At 36.9% G+C, this 17,298-nt stretch carries 15 protein-coding genes and 1 pseudogene; 14 read left to right on the forward strand and 2 right to left on the reverse strand.

What is annotated here, in order from left to right; genetic code table 11:
• Nucleotides 1–44 precede the first annotated feature (44 nt).
• From DN410_RS22995 to DN410_RS23005, 3 genes are all read left to right on the forward strand, one after another.
• Complete coding sequence (locus DN410_RS22995) at nt 45–1,496, forward strand: SulP family inorganic anion transporter (RefSeq protein WP_149178186.1); 1,452 nt, start codon at nt 45–47, stop codon at nt 1,494–1,496.
• A 65-nt stretch (nt 1,497–1,561) separates the two neighbouring features.
• Nucleotides 1,562–1,984 carry a universal stress protein gene (locus tag DN410_RS23000; RefSeq protein ID WP_000278005.1) on the forward strand — a complete coding sequence of 141 codons (423 nt, stop codon included), beginning with the start codon at nt 1,562–1,564 and terminating at the stop codon, nt 1,982–1,984.
• A 218-nt stretch (nt 1,985–2,202) separates the two neighbouring features.
• A complete protein-coding gene (locus DN410_RS23005) occupies nt 2,203–2,319 on the forward strand; it encodes a DUF4027 family protein (protein ID WP_149178187.1) in 117 nt (38 codons plus the stop codon).
• Nucleotides 2,320–2,395: 76 nt separating this feature from the next.
• On the opposite strand, the gene glpT is transcribed toward DN410_RS23005, so the two are convergent.
• A complete protein-coding gene (gene glpT / locus DN410_RS23010) occupies nt 2,396–3,745 on the reverse strand; it encodes a glycerol-3-phosphate transporter (RefSeq protein WP_149178188.1) in 1,350 nt (449 codons plus the stop codon).
• A gap of 272 nt (nt 3,746–4,017) precedes the next feature.
• Here glpT and DN410_RS23015 point away from each other — a divergent pair, with 272 nt between their 5' ends.
• The 11 genes and pseudogenes from DN410_RS23015 to DN410_RS23065 form a co-directional block, all read left to right on the forward strand.
• A complete protein-coding gene (locus DN410_RS23015; RefSeq protein WP_149178189.1) occupies nt 4,018–4,476 on the forward strand; it encodes a MarR family winged helix-turn-helix transcriptional regulator in 459 nt (152 codons plus the stop codon).
• Between the two features lie 19 nt (nt 4,477–4,495).
• Entirely contained in the window at nt 4,496–6,109 is a 1,614-nt protein-coding gene (locus DN410_RS23020) for an MDR family MFS transporter (protein ID WP_149178190.1), read from the forward strand.
• A gap of 137 nt (nt 6,110–6,246) precedes the next feature.
• Entirely contained in the window at nt 6,247–7,218 is a 972-nt protein-coding gene (gene rbsR, locus DN410_RS23025; RefSeq protein WP_149178191.1) for a ribose operon transcriptional repressor RbsR, read from the forward strand.
• A gap of 13 nt (nt 7,219–7,231) precedes the next feature.
• Nucleotides 7,232–8,128, forward strand: a complete 897-nt coding sequence (gene rbsK, locus DN410_RS23030; protein ID WP_149178192.1) for a ribokinase — start codon at nt 7,232–7,234, stop codon at nt 8,126–8,128.
• Nucleotides 8,125–8,520, forward strand: a complete 396-nt coding sequence (rbsD, locus tag DN410_RS23035; protein ID WP_149178193.1) for a D-ribose pyranase — start codon at nt 8,125–8,127, stop codon at nt 8,518–8,520. Before rbsK ends, rbsD begins: the two co-directional genes overlap by 4 nt.
• A gap of 18 nt (nt 8,521–8,538) precedes the next feature.
• A complete protein-coding gene (gene rbsA, locus DN410_RS23040; protein ID WP_149178194.1) occupies nt 8,539–10,023 on the forward strand; it encodes a ribose ABC transporter ATP-binding protein RbsA in 1,485 nt (494 codons plus the stop codon).
• 3 nt (nt 10,024–10,026) lie between these two features.
• On the forward strand, nt 10,027–10,962 hold the full coding sequence (locus DN410_RS23045) for an ABC transporter permease subunit (protein WP_001074641.1): 936 nt from the start codon (nt 10,027–10,029) through the stop codon (nt 10,960–10,962).
• A gap of 14 nt (nt 10,963–10,976) precedes the next feature.
• Nucleotides 10,977–11,903 (forward strand): ribose ABC transporter substrate-binding protein RbsB, encoded by a 927-nt coding sequence (gene rbsB, locus DN410_RS23050; RefSeq protein WP_149178195.1) that lies wholly within the window; start codon nt 10,977–10,979, stop codon nt 11,901–11,903.
• Between the two features lie 34 nt (nt 11,904–11,937).
• Entirely contained in the window at nt 11,938–12,585 is a 648-nt protein-coding gene (fsa, locus tag DN410_RS23055; protein ID WP_000667664.1) for a fructose-6-phosphate aldolase, read from the forward strand.
• Nucleotides 12,586–12,899: 314 nt separating this feature from the next.
• Complete coding sequence (gene inhA2, locus DN410_RS23060) at nt 12,900–15,299, forward strand: M6 family metalloprotease immune inhibitor InhA2 (protein ID WP_149178196.1); 2,400 nt, start codon at nt 12,900–12,902, stop codon at nt 15,297–15,299.
• A 332-nt stretch (nt 15,300–15,631) separates the two neighbouring features.
• Nucleotides 15,632–15,886, forward strand: a pseudogene (locus DN410_RS23065) (hypothetical protein); the annotation flags it as partial.
• A 36-nt stretch (nt 15,887–15,922) separates the two neighbouring features.
• Here DN410_RS23065 and DN410_RS23070 read toward each other — a convergent pair.
• A complete protein-coding gene (locus DN410_RS23070) occupies nt 15,923–17,095 on the reverse strand; it encodes an MFS transporter (protein WP_149178197.1) in 1,173 nt (390 codons plus the stop codon).
• Nucleotides 17,096–17,298: the final 203 nt, after the last annotated feature.

A 17,298-nucleotide genomic window follows, 5' to 3' on the forward strand; every position in this document is an offset into this window, starting at 1 on the left:
CTTATGGAGAAAATCACATGATAAAAGAGTAGAGGAGTGGTATTTTGTTTCAAACGATAAAAAATGATTGGTTCTCCAACGTGAAAGGGGATGTGCTATCAGGAATAGTTGTTGCTTTAGCGTTAATCCCTGAAGCAATTGCTTTCTCTGTTATTGCAGGTGTGGATCCGACCGTTGGGTTATACGCAGCCTTTTGTATTGCAGTTACCATTTCATTTGTTGGCGGAAGAACTGGGATGATTTCAGCTGCAACAGGTGCAATGGCATTATTAATGGTAACGCTTGTTAAAGATCACGGTTTGCAATATTTATTCGCTACAACAATATTAACAGGTATTGTCCAAATTATTTTTGGGGTGTTCAAACTTAGTTCGTTTATGAAGTTTGTCCCTAAATCAGTTATGAGTGGTTTTTTAAATTCACTTGGGATTTTAGTGTTTACAGCACAATTGCCTCATTTTAAAAATGCAACTTGGCAAATGTATGTACTTGTCGCATTAGGACTTGCAATTATATATGTATTTCCACGTATTACGACGGCTGTCCCGTCTACACTTATTTCCATTATTATTGTGACAAGTATTGCACTTATGAGCGGATTACAGTTGAAAACGGTAGGGGATATGGGAAGCCTGCCGAAAGAATTACCGTTCTTTAGCATTCCTGACGTGCCTTTTACACTTGAGACATTAGGGATTATTTTACCGTACGCAGTTATGCTTGCAATTATCGGTTTACTAGAGTCATTATTAACAGCTTCAGTTTTAGATGATATGACGCATACGGAAAGTAATAAGCATAAGGAAGCACGTGGACAAGGGATTGCAAACATTGTTGCTGGTTTCTTCGGAGGAATGGCAGGATGTGCAATGATTGGACAATCTGTTATTAATATTAAATCGGGTGGACGAGGTCGCTTATCAACATTTGTAGCGGGCGGATTTTTAATCGTATTACTATTTGTTTTAGGTGACTATGTCGTTCATATTCCGATGGCAGCTTTAGTTGCGGTTATGATTATGGTTTCAATCGGAACGTTTGATTGGAACTCTGTAACAACGATTCATAAAGTACCAAAAGGAAACGCATTTGTTATGATCGTGACAGTTGTGGTCGTCTTAATTACACATAATTTAGCATTAGGTGTAATTATCGGAACAGTAATTAGCGCGGTTTTATTTGCATTCAATATGGCAAAGATTCACGTGAAACATTTATATATTGAAAATAAGAAAATATACGAAATTCATGGCCAACTTTTCTTTGCATCTACAGCAGACTTTATAAATAATTTTTCATTTGAGGAAGATGTAAAAGAAATTGAATTGAATTTTACTCACGCACATGTATGGGATGATTCAGCGGTAGCCGCAATTGATAAAATTATTATGAAGTATGAACAAAGTGGTGTGAAAATAAGTATAACGGGATTAAATGAACGTAGCTCGAAACTCGTTACAAATTTAGCTATTTATAATAAAAGAATTGCTGGTTAGAAGCCTCCTTTTTAGGAGGCTTTATTATATAATACGAGTAGGATAACGAAAAGGGGATTCAGCATATGTACAAACAAATTATATTAGCATGTGATGGTTCTGAACATGCACTTCGAGCAGCAGAGCATGCAACATATATTGCGAAATTTAACGAAGAAACAAATGTTGAAGTTGTGTACGTAGTAGATAATAGAACAGCGAAGTCGGATATTATACAAGGACAAACGGATTTAGAAACAATATCAGCTAGTCGAAAAGATAAATTAAAAGAGATTGAGGGTTTATTAAAGAAAGAGAACATTTCCTACAAAATTACAATTCTACACGGTGATCCTGGAGATACAATCGTTCAGTATGTAAATACAGGGGATATAGATCTTGTTGTTGCTGGGAGTAGAGGGTTAAATACATTGCAAGAAATGGTGCTTGGTAGCGTAAGTCATAAAATAGCAAAGCGTGTGAAATGCCCGGTGATGATTGTAAAATAAATTGGGTGAAATATGTATTAGCGAAAGCAAGACCTGGATATAATCTGAGGTCTTTTTTGACGTATAAATGGGGAGTGTATGGACATACTAAATATATAGGTTTTGAAAAATTGTTAACTTACAAATTTGTAAGTTAGTTGTCAGAAAAATCGATGTTATGAAATTTTTCCCATTGGTAAAATAAATATATCAAAGGGGAGATAGGGAGGATGGAAGCAATGAAATCATTTCAAAATTTATCATATAGTCAAGGGGTTAGCTTACTTTGTTTAGGGGGATTTGCTGCATCTGTTACGTTAGCTGTATTAATAAAGGTGTTTCATCAAATTTTTTAATTTTATAGTAGGGAAGGAATTGGTTGTTATAAATAGTAAGAAAAGCGCTAAGAGCTATTCTTTATTTATATATTATTTAAGCTTGTTTTGACTTTACCGATCCTGTGTTTAAAGTAAGAGCAAGGAAGAACATTGCAAGTACACAAGAAGCAAGTAATAAAATGAACCCGCCGTCCCATCCAAATGCGTCTACAATAAAGCCCATAGCTGCGCTAGCAAAAGTAGCACCGCCTAGGTAACCAAAGAACCCAGTTAAGCCTGCGGCAGTTCCAGCAGCTTTCTTTGGTGCTAAGTCAAGCGCATGAAGACCAATTAGCATAACAGGTCCGTAAATTAAGAATCCAATTGAAACCAGTGCGATACTATCAACCATTGGATTACCAGCAGGATTTAGCCAGTAAACGAGAACGGCAATGAATACACCGACCATAAATAAAATACCAGCAGGTGCACGGCGTCCTTTAAATAGTTTATCACTCATCCATCCGCAAAGAAGCGTACCAGGAATACCAGCCCATTCATATAGCGCATAAGCTGTACGTGAGCTACTATGAGTAAAGCTTTTTTCTTCTACTAAATAAGTAGGAGCCCAGTCTACAACCCCGTAACGAACGAAATAAACAAATACGTTAGCGATAGCGATATACCATAAAAACTTATTGTTTAACACGTACTTAAATAAAATTTCTTTTACTGAAAGTTCACGTTCACGATCTTTTACTTTTTCATCTGATGGATATTCACCAGTATGTTCCTCAATAGAAGGTAATCCGCAAGATTGAGGTGTATCACGCATCGTAATTAATACATAAATCCCAACCAAAATTGAAAGAATACCTGGGAAGTAAAATATACTCTTCCAGTCATTTGCAAAGAAATATAACCCTAATGTCACAAGAGAAGGCATAAGTGCGCCTCCGACATTATGAGCGACGTTCCAAATAGACATTTTTGTACCACGTTCACTAATAGAGAACCAGTGAACCATCGTACGACCACAAGGAGGCCATCCCATACCTTGTACCCATCCATTTAAAAATTGAAGTACAAACATAAGTATGATACTCGTTGTAATGAAAGAGAATGAGCCGAAAATAATATTAATGATACCTGATAAAAATAGCCCAGCCGCTAAAAAGTAGCGAGGATTACAACGATCGGATACGATACCCATAAGAAATTTACTTAATCCGTAAGCAATTGATACTGCTGAAAGGATAACCCCAAGTTCCCCTTTACTAAATCCTTGTTCGATTAAATATGGCATTGCTAGTGAAAAGTTTTTTCGAACAAAATAATAACCTGCATAGCCGATGAAGATACCTAAGAATACTTGTAAACGCAGTTTACGGTATTCACTATCAACGCGATCAGCTGGTAAGCGTTCCGCGTGGGGTGCAGGTTTAAAGAATTGTGTGAAAAACATAAAATGAAAATCCTCCCCTAATTAATTCGAAGTGTCGTAAGTCAGAGAGAATATAAAAAGGCCATGAAATATAAAAAAGTTTCCTTTTTTATGATTCATAGCCTTATACTCCGATTCTCCGTGACTGTCAATATTAACTTCGACGAAAATTATACAACTTTGTGACAAAAATGTAAACGTTTTTATAAATAAAAAGTATTGACGGATTTTGTTCGTCGGATTAATATTTAAATACATTAAATATTTTATTGCTTAAATAAGAGGTGGATAACATGCTAAATGATATGACGCATATCGATAAAATTCAAGCTCTTGCCTTTTCGATTGGAAAGAAAATGCAGACAGAGTTATTAGAACAAATGCAAGTAACAGGACTTACACCACCGCAGTTTTATATTTTAAAGATTTTAGATCATTATGGGGCTTCAAGAGCGACAACGTTAGCAAAGAAAATGTATGTGAAGCCTAGCGCAATTACCGTGATGATTGATCGTTTAATCGATCAAGAACTTGTAGAACGCTACCATGATAAAGATGATCGTCGCGTTGTCGTCATTGAGTTAACGAAAAAGGGGAAAGCTAGGGTGGAAGAGGCAATGACCGCTCGTAATGAGCATATTGCAAAATATTTTTCACACTTAGAATTGCAAGAAAGAGAAGATTTGTTACGTCTCTTTGAGAAGTTAGAAACAATTATTTGCGGGACACAAGAGAAAAAAGAGAATAACTAAGAGGAATTGAGGAGATTACATGGAGCAACAAGACAATATAAATAAAAAATTGTTGTTAATCGGTTTAGTAATCGCGATGCTATTTGCTGCATTAGATGGAACAATCGTTGGTACAGCAATGCCGCGTATCGTCGGTGAACTAGGCGGATTAAGTTTAATGACGTGGTTGACAACAGCTTATATGTTAACATCAACGACAGTTGTACCAATTGCAGGTAAATTAGCGGATTTACTTGGTCGTCGTAACGTATATATAACAGGGCTAGTTATTTTCATGATTGGTTCGGCATTATGTGGTATGGCAAATGGTATGACAGAATTAATTATTTTCCGTGGTATTCAAGGTCTTGGTGGCGGTATTATGATGCCAATGGCAATGATTATTATCGGAGATATGTTCACGGGAAAAGAACGTGCGAAGTGGCAAGGTATTTTTGGTGCGTTATACGGCCTTGCTTCTGTAATTGGACCACAAGTTGGTGGTTGGATTGTAGACGCAGTGAACTGGAGATGGGTATTCTACATTAACTTACCAGTTGGTATTTTAGCAACAATCTTTATCGCAATGGGATTAAAATCACATAAACAAACAGGTCCAATTAAAATTGATATCGCTGGAATCTTTACGATGATTCTCGGTGTTGTAAGTTTATTACTCGCTCTAACGTTTGGCGGAAAAAATTACCCATGGGATTCTTGGCAAATTATCGGGTTATTTGCACTAGCTGTAATTGGTATCGTTAGCTTTGTTATTGTTGAGACGAAAGCAGAAGAACCGATTTTACCGATGCATTTCTTTAAAAATCGCACATTTACAATACTGAATGCGATTGGATTCTTTATGAGTATCGGCATGTTCGGTGCTATTATGTTCGTACCATTCTTTATGCAAGGTATCGTAGGAGTAAGTGCAGCTGAATCAGGAACGATTATGACGCCAATGATGATTACAATGATTGTGATGAGTATTATCGGTGGGCAACTTGTATTAAAGGTTGGGGTAAAACCACAAATTATTACAGGGATGCTTATTATGGCCGGTGGATTCTGGTTATTAACAACGATGGATATGCACACAACGAAGCTTACTGCAACTTCTTATATGATGATTATCGGTTTAGGAATGGGTCTTGTTATGCCAACATTAACATTGGCGTTACAAGAAAGCTTCCCGAAAAAAGATCTTGGTGTCGTAACATCATCAAGTCAGTTCTTCCGTCAAATTGGGGGAACATTTGGTATTACAATTTTAGGATCAATTATGAATAACACTTCAGGTACAACATTAACAAAGAATTTAGTACCTGTATTAGATACGTTCCCGAAAGAAGCGGGACAAATGGTAACAAAATTTAAAGATATGATTCATACAGACCCACAAGGTTTATATTCAATGTTATTTAGTCCAGAGGCATTAAAACAAATGCCAGAAGCATTCGCTAACAGCATTGTACCAATTTTGAAAAACTCCTTAGTAGACTCGCTGCATACTGTATTCCTAACAGGATTAGTATTCATTGTAGTGGGTGCCATCTTTACAGTCTTCTTACAGAAGATTAAACTATCAGATCGTAAAAAAGGTGCCGAAGAGCCTGCTGTAGAAGAAAAAGAACAAACTGTATCATATTCGTAATGAAAAAGCATCGCCCTAGGGCGATGCTTTTTTGAGTATAGCCTTAAAAGCTTTTTAATGAGAAATGATTGACGTATTTTTAGAAATACGTTATATTATTTTCTGTAAACGGTTACATGGAATGGAGAGGAAAGAGCATGAGTACGATTAAAGATGTTGCGAAATTAGCGGGAGTATCTGTTGCGACCGTTTCCAGAGTGTTAAATAAAAATGGATATGTTCACGAGGATACATTAAAAAAGGTAGAGCGTGCGATTGAAATGTTAGATTATAAGCCCAGTACGGTAGCGCGTTCACTGTATAATAAAAAATCTCGTTTAATTGGCTTAGTTGTTCCCAATATCGTGAATCCATTCTTTCCAGAAGTTGCACGTGCCGTAGAAGATGTAGCGCATAAGCAAGGGTACACAGTTGTACTTTGTAATTCTGATGAGAGTTTAGAGAAAGAAAAGCAATATATTGATGTACTTAGGCAAAATAATGTGGATGGATTTATTGTAGCAACAAATCCACAAAATAGTGTTAATTACATGAATTTGTCAGTTCCGGTCGTTGCGATTGACCGTATGTTTAATGAACGTATACCTACTGTGTATGCAGATAACTATGCGGGAAGTCAGGCTGCTACAAAGTTATTGTTAGATAAAGGATGCAAACATATTGCACATATTCGTGGGCCTCGTGATGTGAGTACAGCGAATGAACGTTTTGAAGGTTTTGTAGATGTTATTACGCAAAATAATCTTTCATATATGATTGCAGAGAGTACATTTGATCCAGTTAATAGTGAACGTGTAGCGATGGAATTATTAGAAGAATACCCACATATTGATGGTATTGTTGCAGGGAACGATTTAATTGCAATTGGTATCGTAAAAGCAGCAATGCAAAAGGGAATTGCTATCCCAGATGATTTGCAAATTATCGGATTTGATGGAATTTCTTTAACTGAAATGATGTATCCATCTATTACAACGGTTGCACAACCCATTTATGAGATGGGGAAAATTGCGACAGAATTGCTGTTAAAGCAAATGGAAGGTAGTCCGTTAGAAGAGAAACACTATCGTTTACCGATTGAAATTATAGAACGAAATACAACGAAGTAAGGAGATGAAACAGATGCCAAATATTGCAGTAGTAGGCAGTATTTCAATGGACTTAGTGGCCGTTTCAAAAAAACGTCCGAAAGCAGGGGAAACAGTAATTGGTGAAGCATTTCATACAATTCCAGGAGGGAAAGGAGCCAACCAAGCGGTTGCTGCAGCTAGATTGGGCGCAAATGTAGCGATGGTTGGCGCGGTAGGAAACGATAATTATGGAACTGTAGTTAGGGAAAATTTAGAGAACGAACGCGTTTTTATCGACTATGTGGTACCGGTTACAGATGCGGCGACAGGAATTGCTCATATCGTTTTAGCAGAAGAGGATAACAGTATTGTTGTTGTGCAGGGAGCGAATGCTCTTGTAAATGAGTCGGTTGTAGATCGTTCTAAAGATCTTCTTATAAAAGCAGATATGGTTGTTCTTCAACTAGAGATTCCACTTGAAACAGTAAAATATGTATTGGCTATTTGTGAGGAGCATAATATTCCAGTTATGTTAAATCCAGCACCAGCGCAAGTGTTATCAGAAGATATTTTAGAAAAGGCAACTTATATTACACCAAATGAACATGAGTGCCGCATCGTATTAGATGATTTCACATCACCAATTGAAGATTTACTAGCTAAATATCCAAATAAACTATTGATGACAGAAGGTTCTAACGGTGTACGCTTCCATAATGGTACGGGGATTGTACATGTTCCGAGCATTGCTGTTGATGTAGTAGATACGACTGGAGCTGGTGATACATTTAATGGTGCGCTAGCAGTTGCGCTTTCTGAAGGAGAAACACTTCAAAAAGCAATTCGTTTTGCAAATATTGCTGGTGGTCTTTCTGTAACAAAGCTTGGGGCGCAAGGTGGTATGCCAACGAGAGATAGAGTACGTGAAGTGCAGGTGATTGTCGGATGAAAAAGCACGGTGTATTAAACAGTGAGATTGCGTCAGTCCTTGCTTCACTTGGACATACAGATATAATTGTGATCGCAGACTGCGGGTTACCGATTCCTGACGGAGTAAAACGAATTGATTTAGCTGTTGAGATTGGAAAACCAAGTTTTTTAGATGTATTGCAAGTGGTAGCTGATGATATGGCAATTGAAAAAGTAACGTTAGCAGAAGAAGTCATTAACAATAACGCGGAAGTAAATAAAGAAATCGAGTTGAAATTAATAGAGCCAGCATTTGAATATGTATCTCATGAACAATTTAAAGAGCATACAAAGAAAGCGAAGGCGATTATTCGTACAGGCGAGGCTACGCCTTATGCCAATGTAATTTTACATGCAGGCGTGATTTTTTAATAAAGGGAAGTGATGAGAATGCATATTGAAATGAAAAACATTTCAAAGGCGTTCAATGGCAATCCTGTTTTGAAGAATGCACAGTTTATGATTGAAACAGGGGAAGTCCATGCATTGATGGGGGAAAATGGAGCGGGTAAATCAACGCTCATGAAGATTTTAACAGGTGTATACAAAAGAGATGGTGGAACAATCAAGATTGATGGGCAAGAACGAACTTTTAAAAATGCAAAAGAAGCTGAAGAGTACGGTATCGCATTTATACATCAAGAATTAAACATATTACCGAACTTAACAGTAGCTGAAAATATGTTTCTCGGTAAAGAGTTAATGTACGGTAAAACAGGCATTTTACGCACTCGCCAAATGAATGCAATTACTCAGCAGCAACTAGCGGAGTTAGGATTACATGTAAAAGGTGCTATGTTAGCAGGAGAGCTGTCGGTTGGACAACAGCAAATTATTGAAATTGCGAAAGCTTTAATGACGAACGCGAGTGTTATTATTATGGACGAACCTACTGCGGCACTGACAGATCGTGAAATTGAAACGCTCTTTACAGTTATAAATAAGCTGCGTAAAGAAGATGTTTCATTCGTCTACATTTCGCACCGCATGGAAGAGATTTTCTCGATATGTGATGCCATTACGATTTTACGTGATGGAGAATACGTAGGAAAGAGGTTAATTCCAGAAACGTCATTTGATGAAGTAGTGAGTATGATGGTGGGGCGCAGCATTGGTGAACGTTACCCAGAACGAAATAGTCAAATTGGCGAAGTGATCTTTGAAATGCGTAATGGAACGAAAAAGGGGAAATTTGAAAATGTTTCGTTTCAAGTAAGAAAAGGTGAAATCCTTGGTGTAGCTGGTTTGATGGGAGCTGGCCGCACAGATATTATGAAAGCGATATTTGGATATGAACCGTTAGATTCTGGGCAAATTTTTATAAATGGACAAGAAGTAAAGATTGATAGTCCGATAGATGCAATTAGACAAAGAATTGCTTTCATTACAGAAGATAGAAAGTCTGAAGGGTTAGTGTTAGATTTCTCAATTCGAGAAAATTTAGCGTTACCGAATTTAGAAAGTCTTTCAAAGGGAAGTGTCCTTAGTAACGAACTAGAACAGCAGTTTACAGAGGATATGATGAAGCTTCTTAATGTGAAAGCATCTAGCGGAGAGCAAGCAGTGAAATCTCTTTCTGGTGGAAATCAGCAAAAGATTGTAATCGCAAAATGGTTAGGTATTCATCCGCAACTACTCATTTTAGACGAGCCAACGAGAGGTGTCGATGTTGGAGCGAAAAAAGAAATTTACTCTATTATGAATAAGCTTACCGAGCAAGGCGATGCCGTTATTATGGTATCATCTGAGCTTCCAGAAGTTTTAGGAATGAGTGATCGCGTTCTTGTCATTCATGAAGGGAAAATCGGTGGTATTTTAGAGAAAGATGAGGCATCACAAGAGTCTATTATGGCACTAGCTACAGGGGGAGAGTAAGATATGGCTAAGAAGGGGAATGTATTACAACAACTCGGTTCTTTAATCGGTTTAGTGTTAATTATCGTAGTAATTACAGCTTTAAATCCAGCGTTTATTGAAATTCCAAATTTATTTAATATACTGCGCCAAGTATCGATTAATGCACTCATTGCATTTGGAATGACCTTTGTAATTTTAACAGGGGGTATTGACTTATCGGTAGGTTCTATTTTAGCATTATCAAGTGCACTTGTTGCTGGAATGATGGCAAGTGGCATGGATCCGTTCCTTGCAATGGCAGTTGGATTATTAGCAGGTCTTGTAATGGGGATTGTAAACGGTATCATCATAGCGAAGGGAAAAGTAGCTCCATTTATTGCAACTTTAGCAACAATGACTATTTTTCGTGGGTTGACGCTTGTTTATATGGACGGACGTCCGATCACTGGTCTTGGTGATCATTTAATGTTCCAAATGTTTGGCCGCGGTTATTTTCTTGGTATTCCCGTACCAGCTGTTACAATGATGATCGCTTTCGCAGTACTGTACTTCATTTTGAAGAAAACGACATTTGGCCGTCGTACATTTGCAATTGGTGGAAATGAAGAAGCAGCAGCATTATCAGGTATTAATGTTACGAGAATTAAAGTAATGATTTACGGTCTTTCCGGAATTTTGGCAGCGCTTGCAGGTATTGTCTTAACATCACGACTAGATTCTGCGCAGCCGACTGCGGGTACTTCTTACGAATTAGATGCAATTGCAGCAGTTGTATTAGGAGGGACAAGTCTTTCTGGAGGAAGAGGATGGATTGTTGGTACATTCATTGGTGTACTTATTATCGGTGTACTAAATAACGGTTTGAATTTATTAGGTGTATCTTCTTTCTTCCAACAAGTTGTAAAAGGGCTTGTAATCTTACTAGCTGTATTAATTGATCGTCGAAAAGAAGCGTAATGGAGGGACAGTTCATGAAGAAATGGTTACTTATACTCGTTGCATGTATTATGGTCATTACTGCTGGTTGTTCAATGGAACCGCCAGAATGGGCAAAGGATTCTAGCGATAAAGGTCGAAATAAAACTATTAAAGTTGGATTCTCTGTTTCAACTTTAAATAATCCCTTTTTCGTAACTTTGAAAAAAGGTGCAGAAAAGAAAGCGAAAGAAAGCGGTATCGAATTGATTGCTGTTGATGCGCAAAATGATGCAGCAAAGCAAACAAATGATGTTGAAGATTTAATTCAAAAAGGTGTCGATGTAGTTGTTATTAATCCAACTGATTCAGATGCTGTTGCTTCAGCAGTCAGTGCGGCAAATGCTGCGAATGTTCCTGTCATTACAGTAGATCGCGTTGCGAATGCAGGTAAAGTCGTTTCTCACATCGCTTCTAACAATATCGAAGGTGGTCAAATGGCTAGTGATTATATTCGTGAATTAGTTGGCGAGGGAGCAAATGTTGCTGAGTTAGAAGGACTCCCTGGCTCTTCTGCCGCTCGTGAGCGCGGGAAAGGATTCCATAACATAGCTGATAAGTCTTTAAAAATAGTTGCAAAACAAGCGGCTGATTTTGATAGAGCGAAAGGATTATCTGTCATGGAAAACATTTTGCAAGCAAATGGTGATATTAAAGCCGTGTTTGCGCATAACGATGAGATGGCACTAGGCGCGCTTGAAGCATTGAAGTCTGCTGGAAAAACGGATGTAGTAGTTGTTGGATTTGATGCAACAGAAGATGCTGTTAAAGCGGTTAAGGATGGGCGTATGGCTGCAACAGTTGCTCAAAAACCGGAATTAATCGGGGAGAAGGCGATGCAAACAGCAAAAGAGATAACGCAAGGGAAACAAGTGGACAAATCTATTCCGATTGAATTAGAGCTTATTAAGAAAAATAAATAAATATAAAATGAAAATTAGGAAGGAAGAATAACAAATGAAATTCTTTATTGATACAGCAAACATTAACGAAATTAAAGAGGCAAATGCATTAGGCGTATTAGCTGGAGTAACGACAAATCCATCACTTGTAGCAAAAGAAGGGGTAGATTTCCACGAGCGTATTCGTGAAATTTGTAGCGTTGTAGAAGGTCCTGTAAGTGCAGAAGTAATTAGCTTAGAAGCTGATAAAATGATCGAAGAAGGAAAAGAATTAGCGAAAATTGCTCCAAATGTTGTTGTAAAAGTTCCGATGACAACTGAAGGTTTGAAAGCAGTAAAAGCATTCTCTGATTTAGGAATTCGCACAAACGTTACACTAGTATTCTCTGCGGTTCAAGCATTACTTGCAGCTCGTGCTGGTGCGACATACGTTTCACCATTCTTAGGTCGCTTAGATGATATCGGTCATAACGGTATGGACTTAATTCGTCAAATCGCAGAAATCTTTGCAATTCACGGCATCGAAACAGAAATCATCGCAGCATCTGTACGTCACAGCGTTCACGTAACTGACGCAGCATTAAACGGTGCACATATTGCAACAATTCCAGCAAATGTAATTGCTTCATTAGTAAAGCATCCATTAACGGATCAAGGAATTGAGAAATTCTTAGCTGATTGGGAAAAAACACAAGAAAAATAATATGAAATTGAGAATCCTAGTCTAATTGACTAGGGTTCTTTTTTATTTAAAAGAATTTTCATGCAATTTTGCATATTGTCTTTTAAATTTGTTATATAAGCTATTTAATATATATCAAATCACTTTTTATTTTTCATATTTCGACATAAAAAGGTAGGAGTCTGACCAGAAAACTGGAGGGCGTGATTCTATAACAGAAAGCTGAATGTTTATAGACTCATGCCTTTTTATATAGGGAGGGTAGTAAACAGAGATTTCGACAAAAACGCACCGTTTTATCTGAATTTTAAGTTTTATAAAAGGAGAGAAATGGAATGAGAAGAAAAGCGCCATTTAAAGTGTTATCATCATTAGCAATTGCGGCAATTATCGGATGCACATCTGTAATGAGTGCTCCAGTAGCATACGCAGAAATGCCAGCAAAAGAGAAAGAAAATGTATCTACAACACCAATTGATTACAATTTAATTCAAGAAGATCGTTTAGCGGAAGCTCTGAAAGAAAGAGGAACAATTAATCCAGCATCTTCTAAAGAAGAGACGAAAAAGGCTGTAGAGAAATATATTGAAAAGAAACAAGGGGATCAGGCAAATAAAGAAATTCTTCCAGCTGATACTGCTAAAGAGGCATCTGATTTCGTGAAAAAAGTAAAAGAGAAAAAAATGGAAGAAAAAGAAAAGGTAAAGAAACCTGAAAAAAATGTTATCCCTGAGCAAAAGCCTGAACCAAATAAAAAACAATTGAATGGGCAAGTTCCAACATCTAAAGCAAAGCAAGTACCGTATAAGGGATCTGTTCGAACTGATAAAGTATTAGTGTTACTCGTTGAATTTAGTGATTATAAACATAATAATATTGATCAAACGCCAGGGTATATGTATTCGAATGACTTTAGTAGAGAGCATTATCAAAAGATGCTATTTGGTAATGAACCATACACATTATTTGATGGTTCGAAAGTAAAAACATTTAAACAATATTACGAAGAGCAGTCTGGCGGTAGTTATACGACAGATGGATATGTAACGGAGTGGCTAACTGTTCCAGGAAAAGCATCTGACTACGGTGCTGATGGTAACAGTGGTCATGATAACAAAGGTCCAAAAGGTGCACGTGATTTAGTGAAAGAAGCTTTACATGCAGCTGCTGAAAAAGGGTTAGATTTATCTCAATTTGATCAATTCGATAGATATGATACAAATGGTGATGGAAATCAAAATGAGCCTGACGGTGTAATTGATCATTTAATGGTAATCCATGCTGGTGTCGGTCAAGAAGCAGGTGGTGGCAAATTAGGCGATGATGCAATTTGGTCACACCGTTCAAAATTAGCGGTAGATCCAGTAGCGATTGAAGGTACACAATCAAATGTAGATTACTTTGGTGGAAAGGTAGCAGCGCATGATTACACAATTGAACCAGAGGATGGAGCAGTAGGTGTATTTGCGCATGAATTTGGACATGACCTTGGCTTACCAGATGAATATGACACGAAATATACTGGAACCGGTTCACCTGTCGAAGCTTGGTCATTAATGAGCGGAGGTAGTTGGACAGGGAAAATTGCAGGAACAGAGCCAACTAGTTTCTCACCCCAGAATAAAGACTTCTTGCAAAAGAATATGGGTGGAAACTGGGCAAAAATTTTAGAAGTAGATTACGATAAAATTAAGCGTGGTGTAGGCGTTCCTACATATATTGATCAAAGTGTTACGAAATCGAATCGTCCAGGTGTTGTACGTGTTAACCTACCAGGTAAAAGTGTTGAAACGATTAAACCAGAGTTTGGAAAGCATGCATATTATAGTACAAGAGGAGATGATATGCATACAACACTAGAGACACCATTCTTTGATTTAACAAAAGGCACAAATGCAAAATTCGATTATAAAGCAAATTATGAATTAGAAGCAGAGTGTGATTTTGTCGAAGTACATGCAGTAACAGAAGATGGAACGAAAACATTAATTGATAGATTAGGAGAAAAGGTAGTACAAGATGATAAAGATACAACAGATGGAAAATGGATTGATAAATCATACGATTTAAGCCAATTTAAAGGAAAGAAAGTGAAACTGCAATTCGACTATATTACAGATCCAGCTTTAACATATAAAGGTTTCGCAATGGATAATGTAAATGTAACAGTTGATGGACAAGTTGTATTTTCTGATGATGCAGAAGGGCAGTCTAAAATGAGTTTAAATGGTTTTGTTGTTTCTGATGGGACAGAGAAAAAAGCTCATTATTACTACTTAGAGTGGAGAAACTATGCTGGGTCAGATAATGGATTAAAAGCAGGAAAAGGTCCAGTGTATAATACAGGTCTTGTTGTTTGGTATGCAGATGATAGCTTTAAAGATAACTGGGTTGGGGTACATCCAGGTGAAGGATTCCTTGGGGTTGTTGACTCTCATCCAGAAGCGTTTGTTGGTAATTTAAATGGGAAACCAGCGTACGGTAATACAGGCATGCAAATTGCAGATGCTGCATTTTCATTTGATCAAACGCCAGCATGGAGTGCAAATTCATTAACACGCGGACAGTTTAATTATTCTGGATTACAAGGTGTGACAACTTTTGATGATTCAAAAGTATACAGTAATAAACAAATTGCTGATGCAGGACGAAAAGTTCCAAACCTTGGACTTAAATTCCAAGTTGTTGGACAAGCAGATGATAAGTCAGCGGGCGCAGTTTGGATTAAACGTTAATAAACGAAAAGCACATTCTTCGTAGGAAGAGTGTGCTTTTTAAATTTGTACAGTAAGTTATTATTTTAGCTCATGTAATAAAACTGTTGATTCATGTGTATTTTATCAAATTATGTGGGGGAAGGAAATATTTCCGAGGAAATTGTCGAAGTATCGTCGGTATTACTACATTTTTTTTTTAAGAAATGTAGTATTGCCTTTACAGTTTAATTTATTTACATTGTTACTTGGCTATACACAAAAGTAATATACTCGGCAATAAAAGAGCGCTATTGGATAGTGCTCTTTTTTATGAATAGAAAGGAGTGAGTTAAATGAAAGAAGTAATTGAATGTCCACACTGTAAAGTGAGGCTAAAAGAAATGAGGATCACACCGTGCTTAATATTAGCAGCAATTTGTATAATCCCACTGTTTATTATAATTGGAGAGAGTATTAAGGAATTATTAGTAAAATATTTTTCTATTATAGACGAGGTACCAACTGTACTTATTTTCTTCTTATTTTGTTATCCATTGTATTATCTCTATGAAAAATATAATGCCATATTGTTTATTAAATACGGCTTATTGAAAGTTAAAAGTTGAATAGGAGTTTATCATTAAAAAAAGACAATGATGGAATTATCCTATCATTGTCTTTTTTACTTTGTCTTTGCCTTTTACTTTGCTTCTGACATAAATCATTCCAGCAAATGCTATTAAGAATGCAGTTCCGATAACGAAGCTAGCGCTAGGTGATGCTCCAATTGCTCCGACTGTAAAGGAGCCGGCAACAACTCCTAATGAGAAGAAAGCATAAAACAATCCGAATGCTTTTCCGCGTTTATCATCTGTCGTATTTTCAACAAGTAATGCATTTATTGATGGGAAAAGGATAGCGAATCCAATGCCATAAATCATCATAATGATAAAGAGCATACCTTTTGTTGTGAATAATCCGAGTAAAGATAGTGCTAATGCCATAACGACAATACCGATCAACATTAGTTTTGAACGATTAAATCGATCGTAAATACGATTTGTTGGTAGTAAGAAGAAGAGGATAGCGGTAATGCCAAATACACTTAACATCATACCTGTAGTAGACGCTTTAAGTGCTAATGCCTCAACTTTTACTGGTAACATATATGTGACAATTCCTTGTGAAAACATTAACGTGAAAGCGCCGATGTATGCTTGCAATAACGGTTCTGATTTTAACAATTCAATCATATCTTCTTTGTTCATCATTTGCGTTCTTGATGTATCTTTTCTTGATACGTTATTTGGTAAGAAGAATAGAGATACGATTGTACCAAGGACCATTAAAATTGAAATGGTAATGAACACCCACTCTATACCAGCAGTAGCTTTCATAATACCGCTGAAAGCAGGTCCTACAATTGCCGCTGTTCCAACAGCAGCACCAGATAGAGCCATTGCCTTACCTTGTCTTGCTGAATTTGTTTGTTTTGATAAAAACGTAAAGGCAGCAGGAATTAAAAATCCGTCACTAAAGCCGTGCATAAAGCGCACAACTAATAGTTGTTCACCACTTTGAACAACGGTGTATAACAAGACTATGAAACTTGTAAGTCCCATGCTTATATAAAGTATTTTTTTTGCACCAAATTTATCGACAGCAGCGCCAGCAATAATATTACCAATCATATTAGCGAATGAGTACATACCGACAACTAGCCCAATAATAAGAGGGGATCCTCCAAGACTTTGAGCGAACGTACTCATAATAGGTAATTGTGAAAATGTATCTAGAAACGCTACGATAACAATAAAGTAAATAAAATATTTCAAGCGATATTCACCTCTCCTATGCTATTATGGCATAATGCTAATTTCAACCGCAATGAAATTGAATTAACAGATGTGGAAAAAAGTACAAAGTGACAAAATATTGAACATTATTTGTTAAAATTTAGTGGGAATGAGATTGTTTTTTTGAAATATATGGATGGAAGTATTATAATAGATTTGTAAACTTCACCAGGTTAAGTATA

This window comes from Bacillus sp. SH5-2, assembly GCF_008368905.1.
GTDB lineage: Bacteria > Bacillota > Bacilli > Bacillales > Bacillaceae_G > Bacillus_A > Bacillus_A luti.